This window comes from Streptomyces sp. NPDC014882 (assembly GCF_043081325.1).
Lineage (GTDB): Bacteria > Actinomycetota > Actinomycetes > Streptomycetales > Streptomycetaceae > Streptomyces.
This window is the reverse complement of record NZ_JBIBWL010000017.1, coordinates 61,727-84,772: the sequence shown is the minus strand read 5'-3', so window position 1 is coordinate 84,772 and position 23,046 is coordinate 61,727. Positions and strand designations below refer to the sequence as shown.

General features: G+C 74.9%; 19 protein-coding genes. 7 read left to right on the top strand and 12 right to left on the bottom strand.

Features of this window, described 5'->3' with window-relative positions; all coding sequences use genetic code 11:
* Positions 1 to 226 precede the first annotated feature (226 nt).
* From ACF09K_RS30100 to ACF09K_RS30090, 3 genes are all read left to right on the top strand, one after another.
* A complete protein-coding gene (locus tag ACF09K_RS30100; RefSeq protein ID WP_392248472.1) occupies positions 227 to 592 on the top strand; it encodes a VOC family protein in 366 nt (121 codons plus the stop codon).
* A gap of 176 nt (positions 593 to 768) precedes the next feature.
* Positions 769 to 2,247 carry a class I adenylate-forming enzyme family protein gene (locus tag ACF09K_RS30095; RefSeq protein ID WP_392248471.1) on the top strand — a complete coding sequence of 493 codons (1,479 nt, stop codon included), beginning with the start codon at positions 769 to 771 and terminating at the stop codon, positions 2,245 to 2,247.
* A 36-nt stretch (positions 2,248 to 2,283) separates the two neighbouring features.
* Positions 2,284 to 3,528: a cytochrome P450 gene (locus ACF09K_RS30090; protein ID WP_392248470.1), complete on the top strand. Its 1,245-nt coding sequence runs from the start codon at positions 2,284 to 2,286 to the stop codon at positions 3,526 to 3,528.
* A gap of 460 nt (positions 3,529 to 3,988) precedes the next feature.
* Here ACF09K_RS30090 and ACF09K_RS30085 read toward each other — a convergent pair whose 3' ends face one another.
* The 7 genes from ACF09K_RS30085 to ACF09K_RS30055 all read right to left on the bottom strand — a co-directional run bounded on the left by ACF09K_RS30085 (position 3,989) and on the right by ACF09K_RS30055 (position 11,716).
* Positions 3,989 to 4,558 carry a Fic/DOC family protein gene (locus ACF09K_RS30085; RefSeq protein WP_392248469.1) on the bottom strand — a complete coding sequence of 190 codons (570 nt, stop codon included), beginning with the start codon at positions 4,556 to 4,558 and terminating at the stop codon, positions 3,989 to 3,991.
* Complete coding sequence (locus tag ACF09K_RS30080; RefSeq protein ID WP_392248468.1) at positions 4,555 to 4,905, bottom strand: type II toxin-antitoxin system Phd/YefM family antitoxin; 351 nt, start codon at positions 4,903 to 4,905, stop codon at positions 4,555 to 4,557. The genes ACF09K_RS30085 and ACF09K_RS30080 overlap by 4 nt, the downstream gene beginning before the upstream one ends.
* Positions 4,906 to 5,092: 187 nt before the next feature.
* Positions 5,093 to 7,333: a bifunctional serine/threonine-protein kinase/ABC transporter substrate-binding protein gene (locus tag ACF09K_RS30075; RefSeq protein WP_392248467.1), complete on the bottom strand. Its 2,241-nt coding sequence runs from the start codon at positions 7,331 to 7,333 to the stop codon at positions 5,093 to 5,095.
* Positions 7,334 to 7,374: 41 nt separating this feature from the next.
* Positions 7,375 to 9,627, bottom strand: a complete 2,253-nt coding sequence (locus ACF09K_RS30070) for a bifunctional serine/threonine-protein kinase/ABC transporter substrate-binding protein (RefSeq protein ID WP_392248466.1) — start codon at positions 9,625 to 9,627, stop codon at positions 7,375 to 7,377.
* Positions 9,627 to 10,505, bottom strand: a complete 879-nt coding sequence (locus tag ACF09K_RS30065) for a hypothetical protein (protein ID WP_392248465.1) — start codon at positions 10,503 to 10,505, stop codon at positions 9,627 to 9,629. The genes ACF09K_RS30070 and ACF09K_RS30065 overlap by 1 nt, the downstream gene beginning before the upstream one ends.
* A 175-nt stretch (positions 10,506 to 10,680) precedes the next feature.
* Positions 10,681 to 11,115 carry a MazG-like family protein gene (locus tag ACF09K_RS30060; protein WP_392248464.1) on the bottom strand — a complete coding sequence of 145 codons (435 nt, stop codon included), beginning with the start codon at positions 11,113 to 11,115 and terminating at the stop codon, positions 10,681 to 10,683.
* 55 nt (positions 11,116 to 11,170) lie between these two features.
* The gene (locus ACF09K_RS30055; RefSeq protein WP_392248463.1) at positions 11,171 to 11,716 is read right to left on the bottom strand and encodes a DoxX family protein; all 546 of its coding nucleotides are present in this window, start codon (positions 11,714 to 11,716) and stop codon (positions 11,171 to 11,173) included.
* An 899-nt stretch (positions 11,717 to 12,615) separates the two neighbouring features.
* Here ACF09K_RS30055 and ACF09K_RS30050 point away from each other — a divergent pair.
* Positions 12,616 to 14,256, top strand: a complete 1,641-nt coding sequence (locus ACF09K_RS30050; RefSeq protein ID WP_392248462.1) for an alkaline phosphatase D family protein — start codon at positions 12,616 to 12,618, stop codon at positions 14,254 to 14,256.
* 13 nt (positions 14,257 to 14,269) lie between these two features.
* Here the strand turns inward: ACF09K_RS30050 and ACF09K_RS30045 are convergent, their stop codons facing one another.
* The 3 genes from ACF09K_RS30045 to ACF09K_RS30035 form a co-directional block, all read right to left on the bottom strand.
* Positions 14,270 to 15,247, bottom strand: coding sequence for a small ribosomal subunit Rsm22 family protein (locus ACF09K_RS30045; protein WP_392248461.1), 978 nt, complete (start codon positions 15,245 to 15,247; stop codon positions 14,270 to 14,272).
* Between the two features lie 567 nt (positions 15,248 to 15,814).
* On the bottom strand, positions 15,815 to 16,939 hold the full coding sequence (locus ACF09K_RS30040) for a serine hydrolase domain-containing protein (RefSeq protein ID WP_392248513.1): 1,125 nt from the start codon (positions 16,937 to 16,939) through the stop codon (positions 15,815 to 15,817).
* Entirely contained in the window at positions 16,936 to 18,408 is a 1,473-nt protein-coding gene (locus tag ACF09K_RS30035) for a multidrug effflux MFS transporter (protein WP_392248460.1), read from the bottom strand. The genes ACF09K_RS30040 and ACF09K_RS30035 overlap by 4 nt, the downstream gene beginning before the upstream one ends.
* 80 nt (positions 18,409 to 18,488) lie before the next feature.
* Between ACF09K_RS30035 and ACF09K_RS30030 the strand changes: the two genes are divergently transcribed.
* The 3 genes from ACF09K_RS30030 to ACF09K_RS30020 all read left to right on the top strand — a co-directional run bounded on the left by ACF09K_RS30030 (position 18,489) and on the right by ACF09K_RS30020 (position 21,182).
* Positions 18,489 to 19,484 (top strand): Gfo/Idh/MocA family protein, encoded by a 996-nt coding sequence (locus ACF09K_RS30030; RefSeq protein WP_392248459.1) that lies wholly within the window; start codon positions 18,489 to 18,491, stop codon positions 19,482 to 19,484.
* A 95-nt stretch (positions 19,485 to 19,579) separates the two neighbouring features.
* Positions 19,580 to 20,203 carry a TetR/AcrR family transcriptional regulator gene (locus ACF09K_RS30025; RefSeq protein WP_392248458.1) on the top strand — a complete coding sequence of 208 codons (624 nt, stop codon included), beginning with the start codon at positions 19,580 to 19,582 and terminating at the stop codon, positions 20,201 to 20,203.
* Between the two features lie 247 nt (positions 20,204 to 20,450).
* Positions 20,451 to 21,182, top strand: coding sequence for a bifunctional DNA primase/polymerase (locus ACF09K_RS30020; RefSeq protein WP_392248457.1), 732 nt, complete (start codon positions 20,451 to 20,453; stop codon positions 21,180 to 21,182).
* A gap of 19 nt (positions 21,183 to 21,201) precedes the next feature.
* Here ACF09K_RS30020 and ACF09K_RS30015 read toward each other — a convergent pair whose 3' ends face one another.
* On the bottom strand, positions 21,202 to 22,212 hold the full coding sequence (locus ACF09K_RS30015; protein WP_392248456.1) for a hypothetical protein: 1,011 nt from the start codon (positions 22,210 to 22,212) through the stop codon (positions 21,202 to 21,204).
* A complete protein-coding gene (gene efeU, locus ACF09K_RS30010; RefSeq protein ID WP_392248455.1) occupies positions 22,160 to 23,044 on the bottom strand; it encodes an iron uptake transporter permease EfeU in 885 nt (294 codons plus the stop codon). The genes ACF09K_RS30015 and efeU overlap by 53 nt, the downstream gene beginning before the upstream one ends.
* Between the last annotated feature and the right edge of the window lie 2 nt (positions 23,045 to 23,046).

Below are 23,046 nucleotides of genomic sequence, written 5' to 3'. Positions count from 1 at the left end.
TCTCGGCCGAGTCGAATGTGCGGAACTCCAAGTCCCGAGTCACCGCACCGAGTAGCCTTCGGCTCGGGAATGCGTGGCCTCGCACATTGCCTTTTCGCGTGCGGCCACGGCAGTTCTGAAATACAGTCACCATCGGCTTGCCGGTCCTCGCCCCGAGCCGACGGATGTCGTGCGCTGCTTTCCGGCCACCTCCGAATCCATGTACCCGCACCGAAGGAGTTTCGGCGTGCCCGTGCTTACCAAGTACTACGGTGTCACCCTCGACTGCCCCAACCCCACCGAGCTGGCCGAGTTCTACTCGGAGCTCAGCGGTCTGAAGGTCTCGTACAGGTCCGACGACTTCGCGGGCCTCGACGGCAACGGCGGCCCGGCCATGGGCTTCCAGAAGGTCGCCGACTACCAGGCTCCGCAGTGGCCCGGCCAGAGCGTCCCGCAGCAGTTCCACCTCGACTTCTCCGCCGAGGACCTGGACGCCGCCGAGAAGTGGGTGCTGGAGCTCGGCGCGTCCAAGGCGGAGACCCAGCCCGGCGCCGAGCGCTGGCGCGTCTTCCTGGACCCGGCCGGCCACCCGTTCTGCATCAGCCAGGGCTGACCCGCCCCGCCGGAACGGGCCCGCCGCAACCGCGGCGGGCCCGTTCCGGCTTCCCCCGGACCACCGCACCGCCGGATCCGCCGATTCCCCCGACTGCTCAATCCTGTACGTCGGGCGGCCGGGCCCGCTGGGTAGCGTCGGCCCGCCGACAATCCCAGGGCCTTGGGGGTACGCACATGTCCGTCGCCACACCCGCGCTGGTCGTTCCCGACCTGCTCCGGCTGCGCGCCGAGATCCATCCCGACCAGATCGTCGTGAACATCAACGGGGAACGGACACTCAGCTACGGCGAGTGGTACAAGAGGGCCAACGCCGTCGCGCGCGGCCTGCTCGACCGGGGCACCGGCCGCGGCGAGCGGATCGCCCTGCTGTTCGGCGGCCTCGACTGGATCGACTACGCGATCGCCTACCTCGGCATCGTCAACGCCGGTGCCACCGCGGTGCACATGCACAGGGACATCTCCGCCGCCGAGTTCAACCGCCGGATCGCCCAGTGCCAGGTCACCGGCCTGGTCCGCGGCCGTGACGTCGTGGTGCCCGAGGGCTTCGAGGGCTGGGCCGCCACCGTCGACGAGGTCGACAGCGGCGACTCCACCCCCGTCAAGGTCGAGCTGAGGCCCGACGACCTGGCCGACATCCTCTACACCTCCGGCACCACCGGAACGGCCAAGGCGATCGCCACCCCGCACGGCAACCTGACCTTCGGACGGGGCCCCGAGGGCTTCAAGCAGCTCGGCAAGCCGAAGCCGCTGCTCGCCCCGATCCCGCTCGGCACCACCTCCAGCGCCACCACCATGGCCATCGCGCTGACCAACCCGGCGACCCTGGTGCTCTGCCCGGTCGACGACGTCGACCGCATGGGCGAACTCATCGAGCAGTACCAGATCGTCTCGGTGATGTTCACCCCGTGGATCGGCATCCAGATGGTCGCCGGGAGGATCCACGAGACCCACGACCTGTCCTGCGTCGAGACACTGGCCACCGCCTCCGCCCCGCTTCCGCCGGCCACCGCCTCCGCGCTGATGCGCATGATGCCCAACGCCAAGGTCACCTCGGTGTACGCGGCCCGCGAGGCGGTGCCCGCGGTGATCGCCGCCACTTTCGACGTGTCCCGGCCGTTCTGCGTCGGCCGCCCCGGCGAGGGCTCCGAACTGCTCGTCGCCGACGCCGACGGCAACCCCGTCGCCACCGGTGAGATCGGCGAGATCTGGCTGCGCTGCGGCGCGCCCAAGCGCCTCTTCCTGGAGGGCGCCGAGCGCGACGAGCAGCTCACCGACGACTGGACCCGCACCCGCGACCTCGGCTACCTGGACGCCGAGGGCGAGCTCCACCTGTTCGACCGGGCGGCCGACGCCGTCACCGTCGACGGCAAGCTGGTCTCCACCATCCACACCGAGGCGGCGCTGTACGAGTGCCCCGGCGTCGAACAGGCCGCCGTGCTGGGCGTGCCGGCGGCCGGCACCGACCGGGTCGAACTGGCCGCCGTCCTGGTGCTCACCGACGACGACGACCTGCCCGCCGTCCGGGCGGCGCTCGCCGAGCGGCTCGAGCCGCACCAGATCCCGACCCGCTTCCAGCTCGTCGACGCCCTGCCCCGCGGCGTGATGGGGAAGGTGCTCAAGCACCAGCTGCGCGCACGGCTCACCGGTGGCTGACCATCCGCCACCCTCCGGACAGTGAAGGGAGAACCCATGCCCGCCAGGCCCCCCGCGGAGCCCGTCGTCGCCCGCGCCGACGCCGACGCCGAACAGCTCTTCTACACGATCATGATGCAGCCGGTGGAGGACCCCTACCCCCTCTACCACCGGCTCCGCGACACGGCGCCCGCGCTGCTCACCGGCGACGGCACCCTGGTGCTCAGCCGACACGCCGACTGCAACGCGGCGCTGCGCAACCGCTCGCTCGGCAAGGGCGACGAGTGGCTGAAGCTCCAGCTCAAGGACGTCTCCAAGGACGACCTGCGCGGCGTCATGGAGCTGATGCAGCGCAGCATGATCCTCACCAACCCGCCGGACCACACCCGGCTGCGGCGGATCGTCAGCTCCGCCTTCACCGGCCGGCACGTCGAGGCGCTGCGCGACGGCGTCACCCGGCGCGTCGACGGCCTGCTCGACGGGCTGGCGGCGCGGCCCGGCGCCGACCTGATGACCGAACTGGCGATGCCGCTGCCGGTCAGCACCATCGGCGACCTGCTCGGCATCCCGGAGGCCGACCGGGCCGAACTGGTGCCGGTCATCCACGAGCTGGGCCTGCTGATGGAACCGGCCTCCGGCCCCGCCGAGATCAACCGCGGCGTCGCCGCCCAGGCACACCTCGCCTCCTACCTCGGCGGCCTGATCGCCGAGAAGCGGCAGCGCCCGCAGGACGACCTGCTCAGCCGGCTCGCGAGCACCTCGGCCGACGCGCTCGACGAGACCGAGATGATCGCCACCGCGCTGCTGCTGTTCGGCGCGGGCAACACGCCCACCGCCAACCTGATCGGCAACGGCCTGGACGCGCTGGTCCGCTTCCCCGAGCAGCGGCGGCGCCTCACCGAGGACCCCGGACTGCTGCCCTCGGCGGTCGAGGAGATGCTGCGCTACGACTCGCCGTCCCAGTTCGACGTGTTCACCGTGCTGGAGCCGCACAGCTTCGCCGGCACCGAACTCGAGCCCGGCCAGGGCGTGATGATGATGCTCGGCGCCGCCAACCACGACCCGGAGCGTTTCGACGACCCGGACGCCTTCGACGTCGCCCGCAAGGAGAACGGCCACCTCTCCTTCGCGGCCGGCATCCACCACTGCCTGGGCGCGCACCTGTCCCGCCTGCAGGCCGAGGTGGTGTTCGGCCGGCTGCTGGCCCGCTTCCCGAAGCTGGAACCCGCCGCCCCGGCGGTGCGCCACCCGGGCCTCGGCAACCGGGGCTTCGACAGCGTCCCGGTCAACCTGCTGGGCTGACCCCGCGCCCGTCGGGGCACCCTCACGTGCGGGGCGTCGGCGGACTTCCCGTCGCGGGTGGTGACGGCGATGCCCGGTCGGCGCCCGACGAACGCGTCGTTCGGCTCGCTCCGCCCGTGGCCGCCCGGCACGTGCGGGTGGATGTCGTCGCCGACCAGGACGAACTCGGCAGTCTCTGCGGCGGGCGTCCGCGGACCGGCCGCCTGCGCGGCGGCCGGTCTCTCGGTGAGGAAGGTGACGTGCGGCTCGGTCGGGTCGTCCTCGCGGTCCAGGTACGGGTGAACGGCGACCGTCCGGCCCGGCGACTCGTCGGCGCGCGGCAGTGTCTTCCTCGGACCTGGCGCTTGGCCGCACCCCGTTCCGGACCGCTTCCGGGACCGCGCGGCTACGTGAGCGGCCGCGAGAACAGCCGGGGAGGACGGGGCCGGAGATCGGTATCGGTGGACCGGAGCGACGGGTGTCAGCTTGTGGTGACCAGCTCGTCGAGCAACTGCTCCAACAGATCGTTGTCACCGAGGAAACTCTTCACCGAGGCGTCCTCGTTGCGTTGAGGGTCCATGCCCGACCAGTTCAGGGCGTATCCCGCGTCGGCGCTGAGCTGGGCGAGGAGCGCCCGTTGGGCACGGCCGTTGCCCTCGCGGAACGGGTGGAGGACGTTCAGGTCGCCGTACAGCTCGGCCAGTCGGATGACGAACTCCTGACGGGGGAGATCCCGCAGACGACCGGAGGAGGCGAGACGGCCGAAGACCTCTCCGGCGTAGGACACCAGGTTTCTCGCCGGGCAGAACGGCGTGCGCTTGGCGATGTTCACGGTGCGTAACTCGCCGGCCCACGGATAGATGTCACCGAAGATCGCGGCATGGAACGCTTGGAGATGGCCGAGGTCGTACGCGCCGGGCAGGGGGCGTTCGGCGAGCAGGACGAGGCGGGCCCGGGTGATGTCCGCCTCCGCTGCCGCGAGCAGCTGATGGTCGGTGATGCCGAGCTTGTTGCGCAGCACGCCGTTGGGCATGGCGTACGGATCGTTCACCCTGCCTGCCGCTCCGAAGTCTGCCGGTGGCGGGCGATCGCGCGGGCGACCAGGGCGTCCACGTCGAGGTCGCCCTTCACGTACGCCTCGGTGTCGCGGTCGGAGGCAGGGGAGGCGTGGAGCCCTTCGGCCTCGATGGAGCCGGTGGCCGAGGCGACGGCCGCCCGTCGTGCCGCTCGGCCGCTCAACGCCTCGAAGGCCTCGACGGACAGGAGGACGCCCTGGGGCTTGCGGTGGGCACCGATCAGGACCGGGTCGGCATCCGCGCCGGACTCCGACAGGTCGGTCAGGATCCGCGACAGTCTCGCGCGCGCGTCGCTGACGGTCACGACCTCGGGAATCTTCATGCTGTCACCGTACTCGTACAGAGGCTTGATCCTGTACAGATTCTAGTACGGATTCCGGTGAGTGTCCCGCCTCGGGCGGCCCTGGAGGTATTCCCCACTCCCGTCCCGCAGGGCGGTCGTCGCCGACGCGGGGTGAACGCGGGGCGACGGCCACCGGCCGCCCCGCCGGGCGGGGGAGCGGCGCCCCTCAGGAGACCGCCGCCTCCTGGTACTGCCCCAGGTACCGGAACGCCCCGTCCGCCGCCCGGAACAGGAACATCGCGTCGTGGTTGTAGCCGTAGCCCTGCTCGTACCGGACGGTCCTGGTGATGCCCTCGTAGGTGGTCTCGGGCATCCGGCGGGCGATCGCGCCCCGTTCCGTCAGTGCCGAGCCGTCCTTGGCGCAGGCCCGCGCCAGGAACATGACGGCGTCGTGGGCCTCCGCCGCGTACCAGCCGGGATCGGTGCCGTACCGGGCGCGGTAGGCCTTCGTGAAGGCGCGGGCGGCCGGGCGGGCCGTGGGGTCGGTGAAGGACGCGGCGAAGACCCAGCCGTCCGCGGCGGCGCCGGCCGCGGTGAGGAACCGCGGGGCCAGGGCGCGTTCCGTCGCCATCCGGGTGCCGGTGAACCGGGCGGAGCCCAGTGCCGACGCGAGTCCGGCGGCCCGGTCGGCGTCGCCGGTGAAGACGACCGCGTCCGCGCGGGCGGACATCACCGCGGCGGCGAGAGCGGCGTGGTCGATCCTTCCGGCGGCGACAGAGGTCACCGTCGCGTCCCGGCCGTCCCGCCGCAGCGCCCGCGCGGTCCGGTCGCAGACGGTCCAGGCGAAGTCGCCCTGCGCCCGGTCGTCCACGAGGAACACCCTGCGGGCGTCGGCGTGGTCGCCGAGGTAGCGGACGCAGGGGGCGGCGAGGAGATCGCTCGTGACGCTCAGCGCCGCGTGGGAGTGGAACACGTTCGTGTCGGTCGCCGCGCGCCGCGTGTCGGCGCCCACCGACACCGACACGACGGGCATCGCCACCCCGGTGTACGTGGCCTCGGACGCGAGGAAGCAGGCGTCGGTGGTGGGGCCCAGCACGGCGAGGACGCCGGCGTCCTTCGCCAGCCGGCCGGCCAGCTCACCGGCCCGCTTCGGGTCGCCGCCGTCGTCGTACGGCCGCAGCTCCAGCCGGAAGGGGTGGTCGCTCCCGGCGTTGATCCGCTCGACGGCCAGCCGGGCCCCCTTGAGCTGGGTGTTCCCGGTGTCCTTGCGGGCGCCGGTCAGATCGCCGTGGAACGCCACGACCAGCTCGGGGCGCGGCCGGCCGGTCCCGGATCCCGCGGCCCTCCCCGATGCCGGCCGGGCACTCCACCACCAGGCCCCGCCACCGCCCGCCGCCAGCACGCCCGCGGCCGAGCCGAGGAGCAGGAGGCGGCGGCGGCCGAGGGCGGCGCGGGCGGCGGGCCGGGGGGCCGCGACGGCCGTCAGCGTCACGGCCTGCGGTGACACCCCGTCGGCCGGCGCCGCGGCGGGCACGTGCGTCGGCTCGATCGCGCCGAGGGCGAGCACGGCGGCGGAACGGTCGTTGATCAGCCGGGTGACCGGCGCGGGCAGCCAGTCCGACCGCCCGGCGGCACCGGCTCCCGTTCCCTCCCCGCCCTCCCCGCCCTCCCCGAGCGCCTCGCGCAGTCGCGCCAGGCCGGGGCGGTCGGCCGGATCCTTGCGCAGGCAGGCTCTCAGCACGGGTGCCAGGGCGTCCGGGACCGCCGCCGGATCCGGTTCGTCGTAGACCGTGCGCAGCAGCATGCCGGCCGCCGCGCCGTCGCCGAACGGCCGCACCCCGGTCGCGGCGAACGCCAGCACGCACCCCAGCGAGAACACGTCGCTGGGCGGGCCGATCTCGCCGCCCCGCGCCCGCGCCTGCTCCGGCGACAGGAAACCGGGCGAGCCGACGATCACGCCGCTGGAGGTGAGCGCGGTGTCCTCCGGCGCGCGGGCGATCCCGAAGTCGATGAGCCGGGGCCCGTCCGGCGCCAGCAGGACGTTGCCCGGCTTCACGTCGCGGTGCACGAGACCCGCCGCGTGCACCGCCTCGAGCGCCTCGGCGAGCCGCACGCCCAGCACCCGCACGGAGGCGGGCGGCAGCGGCCCGAAGGCGTCCACCGTCTCGGCGAGCGAGGGCCCCGGTACGTACGACGTCGCCAGCCACGGTGTCTCCGCGTCGGCGTCCGCGTCCAGCAACGGGACCACCCAGCGGCTGCGCACCTGCCGGGCGGCCTCGACCTCCCGGTGGAAACGGTCCCGGAAGCCCGTCCCGTCGGCGTACGAGGAACGGACCGTCTTCACCGCGGCGATCGCCCCGCCCGGCGCGCGGGCCAGGAAGACCACGCCCATGCCGCCGGCGCCCAGCCGCCGCAGCAGGCGGTAGCGGCCGATCCGGGACGGGTCGGTGGTCCGCAGCGGCTCCATCAGGCAGGTCCCCTCGGACGGGTTTCCTCGGGCGGGTTCCCTCAGACGGTGGGCGGCGCGGGGCCGTCGTACACGAAGTCGCCCTGTGCGACCCGCCAGAGGTGGCCGCCGTTGCCGTCGAACGCCAGCATGCTGGTCAGGCCGGTCTGCTGGAAGGCGAACGATCTCGTGACGCCCTCGTACGTCCCCGCCCGCACGGCCGCGAGCAGGTCCGCCCGGGTGCGCTTCTTCGCCGGCAGTCCGGACAGGGCCTTCAGCAGCATCCCGGTCACGTCGTAGGCCTCCGCCGCGTACCGGGGCGGCGCCTCCTCGAAGCGCTCGCGATAGGCCGCGGCGAACTTCTCCGCCCCGGGCCTGCGGGTCGCGTCGACGACCGGAGCCACCATCACCCAGCCCTCGGCCGCCTCCTGGGCCCGCGCCGGGAACCGTCCGTCGAGCAGCGCCGGGCCGGACACCCGCGCGCCCCGGAAGCCGCGGTCCCGCAGCGTCGCGGCGATCGCCGCCCCCCGGTCGGGCAGGCCGGCGAAGAACACGGAGTCGGCGCCGGCGGAGAGCACCCCGTCCACCGCGCTGCCGAAGTCGCGGCGCATCGCGCTGACCACCTCCGGGACCGGCGGCCGCCGCGCGTCGCCGAGCTGGGTGCTGAGGGAAGTGGCCAGGTCCGTGCCGTAGTTGCCGGCCGGACGGTCGACGACGAGGCCGACCTTGCGCGAACCGGCCCTCCCGAGGAGGTAGTTGCTCGCGTACACGGCGAGCACCGAGTCGGGCAGCCGGCCCAGCAGGAACGAGCGGTACCCCTGGACGGCGAGGCCGGCACTGCCGGGGGACACGGCGACGACCGGCAGCAGTGCGGCGTCGTACTTCGCGAGCGCCGCCTGCGCCGTGGCGTCGGTGGTGGGGCCGACCACGGCGAGGACCGCCGGATCGTCCGCGAGCTCCGCGGCGAGCCGGGCCGAGGCCGCCGGATCACCCCCGTCGTCGACGGCCCTGACCTTCACGGTGAACGGGGCGTCGCCGTGCGCGTCGAACTCCGCGGCGGCCAGCCGCAGTCCGCGCTCCTGCGCCCTGCCCGTCTCCCGCTGCGGCCCGCTGAGGTCACCGTGCAGCACGACGGTGTGCACCGGGCGGCGCGAGGACGCGGCGCCGGGGTTCCCGCCTCCGGGACGGCCGTCCCGGGCGACCGCCCACCAGGCCCCGCCCCCGCCCGCCGCCAGCACCGCGGCCCCACCGGCGAGCAGCAGGAAACGACGCCGGCCGGCCGGGTCGCCGGCCGGACGGGCGTCCTGCGCCGCCGGCGAGCCGGACGTCCCGCGCGGGTCGGGCTCCGCCGGCCCCGGGGCGGCCGGAGCGTCGGCCGGCGCCAGCGTGTGCTCGATGTCCGGCAGCGCGAGCGCGGCGGCCGAACGCTCGGCGATCAGCCGGGCGACCGGCTCGGGCAGCCAGTCGGCCGCCTCCCCGTCCCGGGCCGCCTCCCCGCCCCGGGCCGCCTCGTCGGCCGCCAGTTCCCGCACCAGGTCCCCGGCGTCCGGCCGCCGGTCCGGATCCTTCTCCAGGCAGCGGCCCAGCACCCCGAGCAGACCCGCGGGCACCCCGTCGAGGTCCGCCGGATCGTGCACGGCCCGGTACAGGAGGGCGTCGACCGTCCCGCTGCCGAACGGGGCCCGGCCGGTCGCCGCGAACGCCAGGACGCACCCCAGGGAGAACACGTCGCTCGCCGGGCCGATGCCGTCCCCGCCGCCCCCGGCCTGCTCGGGCGACAGGTAGCCCGGCGTGCCGACCACCAGCCCGGTCGCCGTCAGCGTCCGGTCCTCCGGGGCCCGGGCGATCCCGAAGTCGATGAGCCGCGGCCCGTCATGGGCGATCAGCACGTTGCCCGGCTTCAGATCCCGGTGGACCAGCCCGGCCCGGTGCACCTCGCCCAGCGCCTCGGCCAGCCGGGCGCCGAGCAGCCGCAGCCCGCGCTCCGGCAGGGGACCGTACGCGGCCACCGCCTCGCCCAGCGACGGGCCGGGCACGAAGGCCGTCGCCAGCCACGGCGCCCCGGCGTCCGGGTCGGCGTCCACCAGCGGCACCACCCAGGGACTGCCGACCCGCCGGGCCACCTCGACCTCGCGGCGGAACCGCTCCTTGAAGCCCGGCTCCTCGGCGTACTCCGCGAGCAGGACCTTCAGCGCCACCAGCGCGCCGCCGGGCGTGCGCGCCAGGTAGACCACGCCCATGCCCCCGGCGCCGAGCCGCCCGAGCAGGCGGTGGTCCGCGACGCGCGCGGGATCGGACGAACGCAGCGGCTCCATCAGCTCTTCCCCCCGAGTGCGAACTCCACGCGGTCGAGCATCGTGGCGGTGGCGTTCGACGCGTACTGGTTCAGCTCGGCGTTCGAGTAGCCCGCGGCGCCCTTCACCGACACCGCCAGGGTCACCGTGCCGAGCCGGGTGACGTACCAGAAGTACGACTGCTCCCCGCCCCCGGTGACGTACGAACCGATCTCCACCACCTGGTCGTCGGCGTAGGTGTTCTTCCCCTGGCCGTACGGAGTGGCGGTCGACATGAGTCCGGAGATCCGCTCCCCGGCCCGGACCTCCTGCTCCCGGCAGCGCAACGGCTCCTCCAGCGTGACGGCCAGCTGCTCGTCGGCGTCGCGGGCCGTGGCGTGCACGGTGACCGCCGCGGTCACCCTGATCTCGCCCTTGCCCGCGGTGCCGGGAAGCCTGCTGTAGCGGGACAGCGAGGCCAGGACGCTCCCGGGGAGCGCCCGCCGCTCCCACCGGCACCGTTCGTCGAGCACGGCGACGGTGCCCGGGGCGCTCGCCGCCGGCCGCTGGGACCGGAAACCCGCGCCCCACGCCTGCGGCTCCAGCGCGACCGTCTCCGCCAGCGCCTCGGCCTGCGGTCCCGTCCGGGGCACCCGCGCGGGGTCCGCCTCGAACGGCGTCAGCGCCGTCGTGCCACCGCCCGTGCCCGAGGAGGACGGGGACGCGACGGCCGAGGCGGCGCCGGAAGCGGCCGCGGACCGTGAGGACGCCGAGGCCGCCGAGGACGCCGGAGGGCTCGGCTCGGCCGCCCCGTCGTCGGCCCCGGAACCGCAGCCGCCGAGCACGAGGGCCGCCCCGGCCACCGCCGCCCCGACCCGCCACGGCCGATCCGCCCTGCGCCCCACGCAGTTGCTGTCCATCCCGCCCCCTCCGCCGGCCCCCGCCTCGCGTGCGGTGATCGTACAGAGGGACGTACGGCCGGGGCGGGCGGTTCTGACAACAGCGGGGAGCGATCGGGAACAGAGGGGAACGGCCGGGAGCGGTGGGGAACGGCCGGGAACGGCGGAGAGCGGCCGGGAACGGCGGGGCGTGGAGTCAGCGCGTGTCCGTCCCGCCCTCGCCGGCACCTCCCGACGAGCGGTCCGCCACCCGTGCCAGGTGCTCCGTGAACACCGCCTCCACCTCCGGGGTCAGCGTCCGCAGCGCCACCAGCGCCGTGAGGGCCACGTCGCACAGTTCGTCCCGTACGTCCTCCCACGTGTGGCTGACGCCCTTGCGCGGGTTCTGGCCGGTCGCGCCGATCACCGCCTCCGCGACCTCGCCGACCTCCTCCGACAGTTTCAGCACGCGCAGCAGCACGGCCTCCCGGCCGGTGACCGGCTCAGCGGCCTCGAGCCAGGACCACAGGGCGTCGACGGTGTCCCAGAGGCCGGTCCGGGCCGGGTCGCACGGAGGCTGCCGCGTCTGCGGGACGTCCGGGATCTGCGGGACGTCCAGGGTCTGCGGGACGTCCGGGGGGCTGTCGTTCATACGGGCAGCCTGCCCGGCGCGGTCTCCTCCCGAACGACGGCGCCGACCCGGGTGCTCACTCCTCGAACAGGGTCTCCTGCTCGCCCTCCTCGCGCTGCCGCAGCCGCCTGGTGCGCAGGCCCACGACGACCGCGGTGGCCGCCGCCGTCACGCCCAGGGCCGCCGGGACCATCCAGCCCCGGTTGACCGTGTGGCCGAGGGCGTGGTCCAGGGAGAGGCGGCCGGGACCCGTGACGGCGAGGCCGGCGGCGGTCAGGCCGAGGGAGGCCGCGTACTCGTAGCCGCCGCTCTGCGCGAAGAAGCCGTTGGGCATGTGGACCGCGGAGGCGCCGGCCATCGCGCCCGCCGCCGCGGCCCCCGCCGCCGGGGTGGCCAGGCCCAGCGCGAGGAGCGCGCCGCCGCCGGTCTCCGCCAGGCCCGCCGCCGTGGCGCTCGCCTTGCCCGGGGCGTACCCGACGGACTCCATGAACTGGCCGGTCCCCTCCAGGCCGTGGCCGCCGAACCAGCCGAACAGCTTCTGCGCACCGTGCGCCATCAGCACCCCGCCGGTTCCCAGCCGGAGCAGCAGCAGGCCCAGATCACGTCGGTCGTAGCAGGTCACGATGACTCCCGGAGAGACGAGCGGACAAAGGGGGCGGACGGGCAGAAGGGCGGACGGGGAGGCGGACAGGCGGTGGACGGGCGACGGGAACAACCCCTTCCGCGTGTCCACCGTCGCACCCCGCACACCCGACCGCCCCGCCCCGACGGCCGTTCGGGTGGCGGCGCGGGGCGGGGCGGGGCGGTCGGGTACGGCGGTCCTCACCGGGTGGCCCTCGTCGGGTGACCTCCACCGGGCGGTCGCCGCCCGTTCCGTCGGCGTGGTCCTCCCCGCGTCGATCGTCGCCGGCCGCGGGGCCCGCCGGGCGATCGCCACGCGCTGCCGCCGGCCGCCGGGGAGTTCGGCGGGGGCGTGGCCGAGGCGCTCGCCGAACCAAGCGGGGAAAAGGCTTCCGAGACCGGATCTTCGTCCTGGCGGGCCGTCGCGACGGGGGGCCGGCCTGACGCGGGCCGCCGCGATGCAGGCCGCCGAGACCTGTACCGCCATGACGCGGACCGCCGTGATGTGGCAGCCGCTCCGCGGTCCGGTGCGCACCTCGCGTGTCACGCGAGGTCCACCCCCATCCGGTGCCGCGGAACGGCTGCCGTCCCCCCTCGGTGTGGTCGGCGGAAGTCCGGCTCCCCAAGTGTGAAGCTCCTGTGGAGAGTGCGACGAGCATACTTCTCCGACCGGCTCTTATGGTGCGGAACGCTCAAGTCCCCTTGTGCAGGTTGAGGATTCACCCATGTTCCGGGTGCCGCGGCCGCCGGCGGCCGCACGGGATCCGCCGTCCCGCGGTGCGCGGAGCGGGAGTCGGTGTCCCGTCATGTGACTGTCGTGCACCTGCCTGTTCGCTGTCGCTCCCCGGTCGTCCCCGGCCCGTCCAATGCCTCCTGGACACACCGTCAGGGGAGGACCGGATGACACCCGCAGCACACCCGTCCCAGCACGCCCCGGAGTTCCGCGAGGCCGCCCGCCGGCTCGGCCGCCGCCGCTTCCTCACCGTGACCGGCGCGGCCGCCGCGCTCGCCTTCGCCGTGAACCTGCCGACCGCGGGCACCGCGGCCGCCGCCGAACTCGAACCCGCCCGGATCACCGACGACCCCTTCACCCTCGGCGTCGCCTCCGGCGACCCCCTGCCCGACTCCGTACTCCTGTGGACGCGCCTCGCCCCCGCCCCCTACCAGCCCGACGGCGGATTGCCCGCCCGGCGCGTCCCCGTCCGCTGGGAACTGGCCCACGACGAGGACTTCCGGCGCGTCGTCAGACGCGGCACCGTCACCGCCCACCCCGAGTTCCACCACACCGTCCACGTCGAGGTCCCCCACCTCGCCCCGGACCGCGTCTTCCACTACCGCTTCCGCGTCGGCGACTGGACCAGCCCGGCCGGCCGTACCCGCACCGCCCCCGTCTCCCGCGCCCGGGTGTCGGAGCTGAAGCTCGCCGCCGTCTCCTGCCAGGCGTACGCCGACGGCTACTACACCGCCTACGGCCACCTCGCCCAGGACGACGTCGACGTCGTCTTCCACCTCGGGGACTACCTCTACGAGTACGCCGTCAACTCGGTGGGCAACCACCGCAATTACACCGACCGGACCCTCCCCGCCGTCTTCGACCACGAGACGGTGACCCTGGAGGACTACCGCCTGCGGTACGCCCTTTACAAGTCCGACCCCGACCTCATCGCCGCGCACGCCGCCCACCCCTTCGTCGTCACCTGGGACGACCACGAGACCGAGAACAACTACGCCGGCGACACCCCCGAGAACACCGTCCCGCCGGAGGAGTTCCTGCTGCGCCGCGCCTCCGCCTACCGCGCCTACTGGGAGAACCAGCCGCTGCGCCGTCCCCAGCGCCCCGACGGCCCCGACATGCGGCTCTACCGCCGCCTGCACTGGGGCGACCTCGCGCAGTTCGACGTCCTCGACACCCGCCAGTACCGCTCGGACCAGGCCTACGGCGACGGCGCCCGACTCCCCGGCCCCGCCGTCGACGACCCCGCCCGCACGATGACCGGCGCCACCCAGGAACGGTGGCTGCTCGACGGCTGGCAGGCCTCCCGGGCCCGCTGGAACGTGGTCCCCCAGCAGGTCACCTTCTCCCAGCGCAAGCTCGACCTGAACCCGGTCGCCAAGCTCTCCATGGACGCCTGGGACGGCTACCGCGCCTCCCGCCGCCGCGTCCTGGACGGCGCGAAGGCCGCCGGCGTCGACAACCTCATGGTCCTCACCGGCGACGTGCACGTCGGGTACGCCTTCGACATCAAGGACGACTTCGACGACCAGGGCTCCCGCACCCTCGGCACGGAGATCGTCGCCACGTCGGTCACCAGCGGCCGGGACGGCTCCGAGCGGCCCGCCAACTGGACCACCTACACCACCGCCAACCCGCACCTGCGGTTCTACGACGGCCGGCGCGGCTACGTGACCGTCGCCCTCGGCCGCGACGCCGCCCGCGCCGACTTCAAGACCGTCCCCTACGTCACCCGGCCCGGCGCCCCCCTCACCACCGCCGCCTCCTTCGTCACCGAGGTCGGCGACCAGGGGCTCAAGCCCGCCTGAGCCGGGACGCGGGTCAGGAGGCCGGCGGCGGCCAGGCGTCGCCCCAGTCGGCGTCCCGCGCCGCCCGGTACAGGTCGCCGTGCCGCTTCGTCACCGTCGTCCGCGTCAGCCGCTCCTCGGCCTCGCACAGGTCGAGGAGCACCTGGCCCTTGCGGATCTGCGGCCGCCGCACCACGCGGGACGGGGCCGGGGCGACGGGGAGGCGCGCGGCCGCCACGTAGGCGAACTTCTCGTCCTCGTACGGCAGCGAGCCGCCCTTGACCTGACGGTGCAGCGACGAACGGCTCACCCGCGCCGAGAAGTGGCACCAGTCCTCGCCGGGCACGATCGGGCAGGCGGCGCTGTGCGGGCAGGGCGCGGCGATCCGGAAGCCGGCCGCGACCAGCCGGTCCCGGGCCTCGATGATCCTCGCGTAGCCGTCCGGCGTGCCCGGCTCGACGATCACCACCGCCCGCGCGGCCGCCGCGGCGGCGTCCATCAGGGCGGCCCGGTCGGCGGCGGGCAGTTCGTTGAGCACGTACGAGACGGTGACCAGGTCGGTCGCCTCCAGGGTCAGCCCCGAGCCGATCCGGGCCCGCTGCCAGCGCACCTGCTCCAGGGCCGGGTTCGACGCCGCGAGTTCGCGGCCGACGGCCAGGGCGGGCTCCGCCCAGTCCAGCACCGTCACCGGACGCCGGCCCGGCCAGGTCGCGGCGACCGCCCAGGTCGCCGCGCCCGTCCCGCCGCCCACGTCGACGTGGCCGCCGGGCGTCCAGTCCGGCACGGCGTCCGCGAACGCCCCGAGCGCGGAGCGGACCGCCTCGAACGTGGCCGGCATGCGGTACGCGGCGTACGCGGCGACGTCCGCGCGGTCGCGGAGGATGGGGGCGTCGGTCGGGGTCGCCCCGCGGTAGTTCGCGATGAGCCGCTCCACGGCCTGGCCGGCCTGCCGGGCCGGAAGCCCGTCGAGCAGCTCGCGGAGGGCGTCCGCCGGAGATACGGGGTCGTTCACCCACGAATTCTAAGCGCGGCCCGCCCGTCCGGACGCCCACCGCCCGGACGCCCACCCCGGACCTGGCCCGGGGCCCCACCCCGGACCCCATCCTGATCCCAGCCGGGGCTCCATCCCGGACCTGGCCCGGGGCTCCGTCCCGGACCTCACCTGGGGCTCCACCCGGGACCCGACCTCGGGCCTCACTCGGGGCGCCACCCCGGGCTCCGTCCAGAGGCTCCACCCCGGACCTGACCCGGGGCTCCACCCCGGACCCCATCCTGATCCCAGCCGGGGCTCCATCCCGGACCTCACCTGGGGCTCCACCCGGGACCCGACCTCGGGCCTCACTCGGGGCGCCACCCCGGGCCCCACCCCGGGCTCCGTCCAGAGGCTCCACCCCGGACCCCGCCCGGGAGGGCTCCACCCGGGCCCCCTGGGGGCTCCGCCCCCGGACCTCCGGTCCGTGTCCAGCCACCACCCCGCTCGGTGGGACAAGAACGCCGGTCGGATGTCCCGGCCCCGCCGGAGGAGTCCGGGCGCGGGGCCCCCGGAGCCGACGGCAGGGGGCACAAGACCGGAGCCGCCTCACCGGACCGCCCGCCGCAGGCACGTGGCCGCCGCGGCGCGGGGCGCGCTGTCGGCCTCCCGGCGCCGCGGGTGCACCGTGTTGGCCAGCAGCACCAGGAACGTGTCCGTCGCCGGGTCGAGCACCAGCGACGTCCCGGTGAACCCCGTGTGCCCCGCCGCGCCCCGCCCCGCCAGCTCCCCCATGAACCACGCCTGGTCCACCGCGAAGCCCAGGCCGGGCGGCGTCAGCAGCAGCTCCACGAAGTCGGGCCCGAGGATCCGCGCGGGCCCGTACGCGCCCCCCGCCAGCAACGCCCGGCAGAACACCGCCAGATCACGCCCGGTGGAGAACAGCCCCGCGTGACCCGCCACCCCGCCCAGCGCCCACGCGTTCTCGTCGTGCACCTCGCCCCGCAGCGGCCCCCGGTCGGCCTTCCCCCACGGCCGCCGCTGGTCCTCCGTGGCGGCCGCGCCGGGGCACGGCCCGAAGCGGGTGGACGCCATGCCCAGCGGACGGGTGATCCCGTCGCGGACCAGGACGTCGAGCGGGCGGCCGGTGAGCCGTTCGAGGAGCTGCTGGAGGAGCAGCATGTTCAGGTCCGAGTAGACGTACGTGCCGGGCTCGCCCACCGGCGCCTCCGCCCGCAGCAGCTCCAGCCGCCCGGCGTCGTCGGCGCAGTCGTACAGGGGCAGCTCGGGCCGCAGCCCCGAGGTGTGGGTGAGGAGCCGGCGCACGGTGATGTCGTGGGCGGCGGCCGCCCGGAAGTCGGGCAGGTACGCCCCCACGCGCGCGTCGATGCCCAGCGTGCCGCGCTCGATCTGCTGCACCGCGGCCACGGCCGTGAACAGCTTGGTGAGGGAGGCGAGGTCGAAGGGCGTGTCGACGGCCATCGGGACGCGGGACGCGGGCGGCAGTTCCACACCGGCGTCGGACCCGGGGTCGTAGCGGGCGTAGCGGACCGCCCAGCCCGCCGCCTCCTGCACGGCGATGACGGGCCCGCGCCCCGCGACCACGACGGCGCCGGCCGCCCAGGGCCGTTCCCCGGTGGTCAGCGCGTGGACCCCGCGCACGAGACGGCGCAGCTCCTCGGGGTCGAGCCCGGCCCGTTCCGGCGTGTCGACCCGCAGTCTCGGTGCGCTCAGCTGTCCTCTCCCACTTCCGACCTCGCACGGACGGAGAGCCCCGTGCCGCGACCTCCGTCCGCCGCCCCCGGGTCCCCCGGGTCCCTCATGTCCTGCGTGCCCTGCGTGCCCTCCGTGCCCTGCGTGCCCTCCGTGCCCTCCGTGCCCTGCGTGCCTTGCGTGCCTTGCGTGTCCTCCGTGCCCCGCGTGCCCCTCCGGGGGCGGCACATTCCCACGAAGCAGGCCACCGCCAGCACCGCGGCCGCCAGCTGGACCACCGCCATCGGGACGGCCGTCCCCTCGCCGGCGACACCGACGAGCGGGGAGGCGACCGCGCCGATCGCGAAGGAGGTGGTCCCGAGGAGCGCGGAGGCGGACCCGGCGGAGTGGCGGACCCGCAGCAGCGCGAGGGTCTGCGCGTTGGGCAGGACGACGCCCATCGCGGACATCAGGACGAACAGGGCGGCCGCCACCGGCACCAGCCCCACCGCCCCGAACACGCCCGCCGCCATCAGCAGCAGCGCGGCCGCGGCCAGGACGACGACCCCGAGACCGGCGGCCAGCACCCGCTCCAGCCGGACCCGTCCGACCAGCACCCGGCCGTTGACCTGCCCGACGACGACCAGCCCGACCGAGTTCACGCCGAACAGCAGGCTGAACGTCTGCGGCGACGCGCCGTAGATCTCCTGGATCACGAACGGCGACGCCGAGATGTACGCGAACAGCGCGGCGAACGCGAAGCCGCCGGTCAGCAGGTAGCCGGCGAAGGGCGGGTCGGCGAGCAGCCCGCGCATCGAGCGCAGGGCCTCCCCGACGCCGCCGGAGTGGCGCTCGGCGGCCGGGAGCGTCTCGGGCAGCCTCGCCGCGACGAGGACGGCCAGCAGGAGGCCCACGGCGGTCAGGACCACGAACACCCCGCGCCAGTCCGTCACGCGCAGGATCTGCCCGCCGATCAGCGGCGCCACCACCGGGGCGACGCCCGAGATCAGCATCAGGGTGGAGAAGAAGCGGGCCATGGCCACGCCGTCGTACAGGTCGCGCACCATGGCCCGCGCGATCACGATCCCGGCCGCGCCCGACAGGCCCTGCGCCAGCCGGCAGGCGACCAGCAGCTCCACGGTCGGCGCCAGCGCGCACAGCGCCGTCGCCACGACGTACACGGCGAGCCCCGCCAGCAGCGGGCGGCGGCGGCCCCAGCGGTCGCTCATCGGGCCGACCACCAGCTGTCCCAGGGCCATCCCGGCCAGGCACGCGGTCAGCGTGAGCTGCACGGTCGCGGCGGGCGCGCGCAGCGCGTCGGTGACCTCCGGCAGCGACGGCAGGTACATGTCCATGGCCAGCGGGGGAGTGGCGGTCAGCCCGCCCAGCACCAGGGTGACCAGCAGCCCCGCCCGGCGCCCCGCCCGCGGCGGCGCCCCCGGCCCGGCCCCGGCCGCCCCCGGTACGTCCGGCACGCCCGGCACGCCCGGTATCGCCCCACCCTCGGGCATGTGGCCCCTCCCTCTGTGACGTCTGCGCCACCTATGCTCTCAGCTCGTACGGACTGCTCGGACGGCACGAGGGTGGGCGAATGACGACGGACACGGTGCGGTGGGGGATTCTGGCGACCGGCGGGATAGCCGCCGCGTTCACCGCGGACCTGATCGACCTGCCGGACGCGGAGGTGGTGGCGGTCGCGTCCCGCAGCGAGGACTCGGCGCGGGCGTTCGCCGAACGCTTCGGGATACCCCGGGCGTACGGCGACTGGGAGAGGCTGGCCAAGGACGCGGACATCGATGTCGTCTACGTGGCCACCCCGCACTCCGCGCACCGCGCCGCCGCCGGGCTCTGCCTGGAGGCCGGCCGCAACGTGCTGTGCGAGAAGGCGTTCACGCTGAACCTGCGCGAGGCCGCCGAACTCGTCGACCTGGCCCGCGACAACGGACGCTTCCTGATGGAGGCCATGTGGATGTACTGCAATCCCATGGTCCGCCGCCTGAAGGACCTCGTCGACGACGGCGCGATCGGCGAGGTGCGGACCGTGCAGGCCGACTTCGGCCTCGAAGGGCCCTTCCCGCCCTCGCACCGGCTGCGCGACCCCGCCCAGGGCGGCGGCGCCCTGCTCGACCTGGGCGTCTACCCGGTCTCCTTCGCCCACCTGCTGCTGGGCGAGCCCACGGGCGTCTCCGCCCGGGCCGTGATCTCCGCCGAGGGCGTCGACCTCCAGACGGTGGCCGCCCTGTCCTGGGACTCCGGCGCGCTGGCCGCCCTGCACTGCTCCCTGGCCGGCGGCACCGGCACCACCGCCTCGGTCACCGGCTCGCGCGGCCGCATCGACATCCCCGCGGGCTTCTTCCACCCCGACCGCTTCGTCCTGCACCGGACCGGCCGCGACCCGGAGGAGTTCACCGCCGACCCGGCCGACGGACCCCGTGCCACCATGCGGCACGAGGCGCGCGAGGTGATGCGGGCGCTGCGGGCCGGGGAGACCGAGTCCCCGCTCGTCCCGCTCGACGGCACCCTCGCCGTGATGCGGACGCTGGACACCGTCCGCGAGCGGATCGGCGTGCGCTACCCGGGCGAGTAGAGGCCCCCGCCCGCGGGGGCACCCCTCCCCGCGGGCGCGGCCGGTGGGACCGGCGGGCGAGACGGCCCGTCTCATGCTCTTGGTACGGTCGTCCCATGGTCACCCAGCCCGGAAAACCGGCCCCCGACACCGCCCGCCGCAGCGAGCGGTCCCGGCGCGCGATCTACGACGCCGCGCTCGCCCTGGTGGCGGAGGCCGGCTACCGCAGGACCACCGTCGAGGGCATCGCCGCCCGGGCCGGCGTCGGCAAGCAGACCATCTACCGCTGGTGGGACTCCAAGGCCGACGTCCTGCTGGAGGCCTTCCTCGACCTCAGCTCCCGGGCCGCCCGGGAGGCGGGCGGGGAGCCGTACGCCATCCCGGACACCGGCGACCTCGCCGCGGACCTGAAGGCCGTGCTGCGGGCCACCGTCGACCAGCTGACGGACCCCCGCTTCGACGCGCCGTCCCGGGCCCTGGCCGCCGAGGGCGTGGTCGACGAGGAGGTCGGCCGCCGGTTCATGACCCAGCTCCTGGAACCCAACCTCCGGCTGTACGTCGACCGGCTGCGCGCCGCCCAGCGCGCCGGCCAGGTCCGCCCCGAGGTCGACCCGCGCATCGCCCTGGAGCTCTTCGTCTCCCCGCTGGCCCAGCGCTGGCTCCAGTACACGGGCCCGATCTCCTACGAGTACACCGACACCCTCGTCGACTACGCGCTGTACGGCCTGGCACCCCGCTGATCCCGCCGTGCCCGGCCCGGCGCCCCGCCGGCCTCGTGCGTGCCCGCCCCGGCGCCCCGCCGGCCTCGTGCGTGCCCGGCCCGGCGTCCGGCGGACCTCGTGCGTGCCCCGGCCGGTCCCGCCCGTGCCCGGGGCCGCTTCGGTAGCGCTCGTCCCACCTGCCCCTTTTGGGGGTCCGGACCCCCGATGCGCCGGATGGTGGGACCATAGGGCATGCTGTCCGCACCACAGCGAGGCGAGGGGATAGATGAGCGCGGAGTTCGGCGGCCGGACCGGCAGGCAGGGCAGGATCTCCCAGTGGCTGCGGGGACGCCGCCCCAAGGAGACCGCCGACGACGGCGGCCGTGAGGACCTGCTGCTCGCCGCCGCCGCGGCGGGACTGCCCCTCGCGCCCGCCGCCCACCCCGTCTCCGGCTACCGCTGCTCCTGCGACCGCGTCGGCTGCCCGACGCCCGGCCGGCACCCCGTCTCCTTCGCCTGGCACACCCAGTCCACCACCGACCGCGCCCAGGTCGAGCGCTGGGCCCGGCACCAGCCCGAGGCCAACTTCGTCACCGCGACCGGCACGACCCACGACGTCCTCGACGTCCCCCTGGAGGCCGGCCGCGAGGCCCTGGAGCGGCTGCTCGGCGCCGGCGTCGAGGTCGGCCCGGTCGCCGAGAGCGACGACGGCCGCATGCTGTTCTTCACCCTCACCCGCGGCACCCCCGAGGACGAGGACGAGTGGTGGCCCTGCGAGCTGGACTGCCACCCCGAGACGATGGACGAACACCCCGGCCTGCGCTGGCACTGCCGGGGCTCCTACGTCCTCGTCCCCCCGTCCCGCCTGCCCGGCGACGACGGCCAGTCCGTGCACTGGCTCCGCGGCCCCGAACACCCGCTGCCGGACCCGCTGACCCTGCTGGAGGCCCTGACGGACGCCTGCGCCAGGTTCGTGGGCGAGGACGGGGCGACGGCGAACTGGCCCACCCGCCACTGAGCCGGGGCCCCGCCGCCGCTCACTCCCCCTTGGCCGCGGTGAGCCCCTCGACGCGGCTCACCACCGACACCTTCCCCCCGCCGGAGGCGCCCGGCACCACGGCCATCTCGTTGGCCACGAACTCCATCGTCAGCGACTGCTTGATCTCCCCGGTGGTCAGCGCCCGGACGTCCTTGTTGGGCGCCGGCACCGACGCCCCCGCCGCCGCGGTCTGCTTCACGAAGTGGCGCGTGGAGAAGAACACCACCGCCCCGCCGTCCGCCGTGCGCAGCGCCAGCGGCGCGAAGTCGCCGGTCGTCAGCGGCTCGTCGATGTACTGCGTGGCCAGACCCGGCCTGCTGGAGTTCTTCGCGCGCGTGGAGCGCAGCTCACTGGTGTACGCGCCGTCCGCGAACGCGTCCCCGCCGTCCTTGAGGTACGTCGCGTAGTCACCGCTCAGTCCGGCGGGCGAGCGGGTCAGCCCGGCACCGTCCACCGGCACGGCCTCGGCCCAGCCGTCCTCGTTCTCGGGGAACTCCGGCAGCGCGTCCGGCGCCACCAGCGTGAGGTACGCCGCCTGCCACGGCTCCGCCCTGCCGCCGCGGGTGAAGACCAGCACCCAGCGCGCGTCGCCGCCCTTGTTGGCCTGCGCGTCGGCGACGAACCAGCGGGGCCAGCCGGGCTTCTCGGGGATGGTGTAGTGCACGTCGGTCAGCGTCAGCGGCTTGTGCCGCGGGTTGCCGTCCGGGTGGTTGACGCGCCCCGCCCTCAGCCGCGCCGCGTCGATCGCGCCGAGCGCCCCGGTGGTGTGTTCGGCGTCGAGGGAGGGGTCGTACGCCGCGTCGGCCTTGTTGTAGGCGGTCGTGAACCGCTCGACCGCCTCGGCGGCTTCCGCCTTCGTGGCCGCGGGGAGCACCGTGCGCTCCCCGTGCACCACGACGCATCCGCTCGCCGCCAGGGTCACGGCGGTGAGCGAGACGGCGATCAGTGCGTCCCGGTCACGCCCGCGGCGCCGCGGACGGCCGGTCGTCAGGCTGCGTTCCCTGCTCATCAGGTGCGTTCACCCTCCCCTTCCCGGAGGCGAACCCTACCGGGGCGAGGAAGAACGCGAGTGTCGGGACCAGGTACAGCAGCCACACCGTGACCTGGAGGACCGTCGGGTCGGGCTGGAAGTTGAACACGCCCTTCAGCAGCGTGCCGTACCAGCTGTCCGGCGGGATCGTGCCGCTGATGTCGAAGGCCTTGTCCGTCAGGCCCGGCACCCAGTCGGCCTCCTGGAGGTCGTGGACGCCGTACGCCAGCACACCGGCCGCGACGACGACCAGCATGCCACCCGTCCAGGTGAAGAACTTCGCCAGGTTGATGCGCAGGGCACCGCGGTAGAACAGCCAGCCCAGCAGGACCGCCGTGGCCAGGCCGAGCGCCACGCCGATCAGCGGGCGCGGGGTGCCGTCGCCGGCGGCGTGCACGGACGCCCACACGAACAGGGCCGTCTCCAGGCCCTCGCGGCCCACCGCGAGGAACGCGGTCGCCACCAGCGCGCCGGTGCCCATGGCGAGGGCCGCGTCCAGCTTGCCGTGCAGTTCCGACTTCAGGTGCCGCGCGGTGCGCCGCATCCAGAACACCATCCACGTCACCAGGACGACGGCCAGGATCGACAGCGAGCCGCCCAGGGCCTCCTGCGCCTCGAACGTCAGCTCCTGGGAGCCGAACTCGAGGGCGGAGCCGAAGCCCAGCGCGAGGAGCACCGCGACGGCGATGCCCGTCCAGACCGGCTTGAGGGCGTCGCGCCGCCCGGTCTTCACCAGGTAGGCGATGAGGATGCAGACGACGAGACTGGCCTCCAGGCCCTCGCGCAGTCCGATCAGGTAGTTCGAGAACACGG

Bases quoted from the DNA above. Each gene is read 5' to 3' on its own strand.
- ACF09K_RS30095 (WP_392248471.1), top strand. From the start codon at position 769: ATGTCCGTCGCCACACCCGCGCTGGTCGTTCCCGACCTGCTCCGGCTG.
- ACF09K_RS30090 (WP_392248470.1), top strand. From the start codon at position 2,284: ATGCCCGCCAGGCCCCCCGCGGAGCCCGTCGTCGCCCGCGCCGACGCC.
- ACF09K_RS30080 (WP_392248468.1), bottom strand. From the start codon at position 4,905: ATGAAGATTCCCGAGGTCGTGACCGTCAGCGACGCGCGCGCGAGACTG.
- ACF09K_RS30075 (WP_392248467.1), bottom strand. From the start codon at position 7,333: ATGGAGCCGCTGCGGACCACCGACCCGTCCCGGATCGGCCGCTACCGC.
- ACF09K_RS30070 (WP_392248466.1), bottom strand. From the start codon at position 9,627: ATGGAGCCGCTGCGTTCGTCCGATCCCGCGCGCGTCGCGGACCACCGC.
- ACF09K_RS30065 (WP_392248465.1), bottom strand. From the start codon at position 10,505: ATGGACAGCAACTGCGTGGGGCGCAGGGCGGATCGGCCGTGGCGGGTC.
- ACF09K_RS30060 (WP_392248464.1), bottom strand. From the start codon at position 11,115: ATGAACGACAGCCCCCCGGACGTCCCGCAGACCCTGGACGTCCCGCAG.
- ACF09K_RS30050 (WP_392248462.1), top strand. From the start codon at position 12,616: ATGACACCCGCAGCACACCCGTCCCAGCACGCCCCGGAGTTCCGCGAG.
- ACF09K_RS30035 (WP_392248460.1), bottom strand. From the start codon at position 18,408: ATGCCCGAGGGTGGGGCGATACCGGGCGTGCCGGGCGTGCCGGACGTA.
- ACF09K_RS30030 (WP_392248459.1), top strand. From the start codon at position 18,489: ATGACGACGGACACGGTGCGGTGGGGGATTCTGGCGACCGGCGGGATA.
- ACF09K_RS30025 (WP_392248458.1), top strand. From the start codon at position 19,580: ATGGTCACCCAGCCCGGAAAACCGGCCCCCGACACCGCCCGCCGCAGC.
- ACF09K_RS30020 (WP_392248457.1), top strand. From the start codon at position 20,451: ATGAGCGCGGAGTTCGGCGGCCGGACCGGCAGGCAGGGCAGGATCTCC.
- ACF09K_RS30015 (WP_392248456.1), bottom strand. From the start codon at position 22,212: ATGAGCAGGGAACGCAGCCTGACGACCGGCCGTCCGCGGCGCCGCGGG.